At 76.7% G+C, this 2407-nt stretch carries 3 protein-coding genes; all 3 read left to right on the top strand.

The features are described 5' to 3' along the window. Window positions 1-511 precede the first annotated feature (511 nt). The 3 genes from ACFU7Z_RS38715 to ACFU7Z_RS38705 all read left to right on the top strand — a co-directional run bounded on the left by ACFU7Z_RS38715 (window position 512) and on the right by ACFU7Z_RS38705 (window position 2312). On the top strand, window positions 512-916 hold the full coding sequence (locus ACFU7Z_RS38715; RefSeq protein ID WP_380782843.1) for a rhodanese-like domain-containing protein: 405 nt from the start codon (window positions 512-514) through the stop codon (window positions 914-916). Then, the gene (locus ACFU7Z_RS38710) at window positions 913-1662 is read left to right on the top strand and encodes a sulfite exporter TauE/SafE family protein (RefSeq protein ID WP_380782841.1); all 750 of its coding nucleotides are present in this window, start codon (window positions 913-915) and stop codon (window positions 1660-1662) included. Before ACFU7Z_RS38715 ends, ACFU7Z_RS38710 begins: the two co-directional genes overlap by 4 nt. A gap of 83 nt (window positions 1663-1745) precedes the next feature. Beyond that, window positions 1746-2312: a rhodanese-like domain-containing protein gene (locus ACFU7Z_RS38705; RefSeq protein ID WP_380782839.1), complete on the top strand. Its 567-nt coding sequence runs from the start codon at window positions 1746-1748 to the stop codon at window positions 2310-2312. The last annotated feature ends 95 nt before the right edge of the window (window positions 2313-2407 follow it).

Genomic DNA, 2407 nt, shown 5'->3' with positions numbered 1-2407 from the left:
TCCCGGCGGGGGTCGACGATCACGGCCTGGCCGGTGCGCTCGTCGGCGATCAGGTACGAGGCCTGGGAGAGGCAGTCGAGGTAGAACTGGGCGAAGTACACGGGGGACCTTCCTGGGCGGCATAGGACTGGCGGCATAGGACTGGGCGGCTCGGGGCCGGGCGGTGCGGGGGTGGGCGGCTCGTAGGCCTGGGCGGTGTCGGGCGCCGCAGCGCCGTTCTGATACCCCCCTCGGTATATTTGCGAGCATACGGCTGCCCGAGCCGATACGGGACGGGGTATCGCCGAGTGATTTCGATAATACCCCCGGGGGTACTATGGTGGGGCACCGAGGGGCCGGCCACCGCCGCCGAGCCAGGTACGGGCCAGGCGCCGGCGGGGCCGAGGACGCACCGGCCGTGCCACGCACCCGGCACACCACCCGCACCGGGCCACCGGGCCCGTACGGACGCCCGCGCCGCCCCCGACCCGCCGGACCACTGCGGTCCGGTCTGCACCACTGGAGACACCTCATGCCCTTGCTGCCGCACGCCCACGGGCCCTACGCCCACCGGCCCGACGCCCACGGACCGGGCGCCCCCGGGCGGGCCACCCCCGCCGAGGCCCACGAGCTCGCCCGCACCGGCACCGCCGTGCTGCTGGACGTCCGGGAGGCCGCCGAGTTCGCCGCCGGACACGCCCCCGGCGCACTGCACCAGCCGCTGATCGGGCTGGCCGCCGGTGTCCCGCTGCCGACCGGGGCGGCCGGGCGGACCGTGCTGGCGATCTGCCGCTCCGGCAACCGATCCGGGCGCGCGGCGGAACTGCTCGCGCGGCGCGGCGTCGAGGCACTGAACGTGGTCGGCGGCATGGGCGCCTGGGCGCTGGCCGGGCTGCCGGTCACCACGCCCGACGGCGGCGCCGGGCACGTGATATGACCACGCTGATCCTGGCGCTCGCCGCCGGTGCGGTGGTCGGGCTGGCCCTGGGCGGGCTGGGCGGCGGCGGCAGCATGCTCGCCGTCCCCGCCCTCGTCTACCTGCTGGGCTTCAGCCCGGCGCTGGCCACCACCGCCAGCCTGGTGATCGTCGCCGCGACCTCGCTGACCGGGCTGCTCGCCCACGCCCGGGCGGGCCGGGTCCGCTGGCGCACCGGCGCGCTGTTCGCCGCCGCCGGACTGCCCGCCGCCATGGCCGCCGGGGCGCTGTCCGCCCATCTGCCGGGCGCGCTGCTGACCGGTGCCTTCTCGGTACTGGCGGCGCTCGCGGCCTGGCGGATGCTGAAGCCGCCCGCGAAGAACGCGCAGGAACGTTCCGCCGCCGGAGTCGGCCGTTCCACGGCGGCGGGCGCCGGGCTCGGCGCCGTCACCGGACTGCTCGGCGTCGGCGGCGGCTTCCTCGCCGTACCGGCCCTGGTCTCGGTGCTCGCCTTCACCATGGCCGAGGCCGTCGGCACCAGCCTGCTGGTCATCACCGCCAACTCGCTCGCCGCCCTGATCCCCCGCCTCGGCTCGGCCGGGGCGATCGACTGGGCCGTGGCCGCCCCCTTCACCGGGGCGGCGATCCTCGGCGCCTGGGACGGCAAGCGGCTGGCCGACAAGCTCAGCGGGCGCACCCTCCAGAAGGCCTTCGCCGTCGCCCTGCTGGCCGTCGCCGCGCTGATGCTCATCACCACGGTGGGCTGATCACCACGGCGAGCCGCCCCCGAACCTCCCCGCACCTCCCCGCACCACCACCGACACCCCCACCCGAGAGGACCCCCACCCCCATGACCACGCCGCTGACCGTCGAGCAGCTCCAGCCCCGCCTCGGCCTGCTCACCCTCATCGACGTCCGCTCCCCCGGCGAGTACGCCGCCGGCCACATCCCCGGCGCCCTGAACGTCCCGCTCGACCAGCTCGACCGCGCCCTGCCCGCGCTGCGCGAGGCCGCCGGGCGGGGCGAGATCGCCGTGGTCTGCGCCGCCGGGCCGCGCGCCGACAACGCCTGCCGTGTGCTGGCCGACGCCGGCATCCCGACCCTCACCCTGGCCGGTGGCACCAACGCCTGGGCGAGCGCCGGGCGGCCGCTGGACCAGGTGGCCGGCGCCCGCCGGGTGTGGGCGCTGGACCGCCAGGTCCGGATGGTGGCCGGCTCCCTGGTGCTGGCCGGCGTGCTGGTCGACCTCGCGCTGCCGGGCGCCCGCTGGGTCTCCGCCGCCGTCAGCGGCGGGCTGGCCTTCTCCGCGCTGACCAACACCTGCGCGATGGGCTCGATGCTCTCCAAGCTCCCGTACAACCGGCCCCGCCCCGGCACGCCGAGCCTGGACGAGACGCTCGCGGCCCTGACGCGCTGAGCCCGACCGAAGCGCTGAGCCCAAACGGTCACTGAACCCCGCCGGTCGCTGAGCCCGGTCGCGGTCCGGGCCCCGACCGTCACGGGGCCCGAACC

Origin of the sequence: Kitasatospora sp. NPDC057518 (assembly GCF_042802075.1) — a bacterium.
Lineage (GTDB): Bacteria > Actinomycetota > Actinomycetes > Streptomycetales > Streptomycetaceae > Kitasatospora.
Note: the sequence above shows the minus strand (reverse complement) of the source record. Positions and strands in the feature narration are given on the sequence as shown.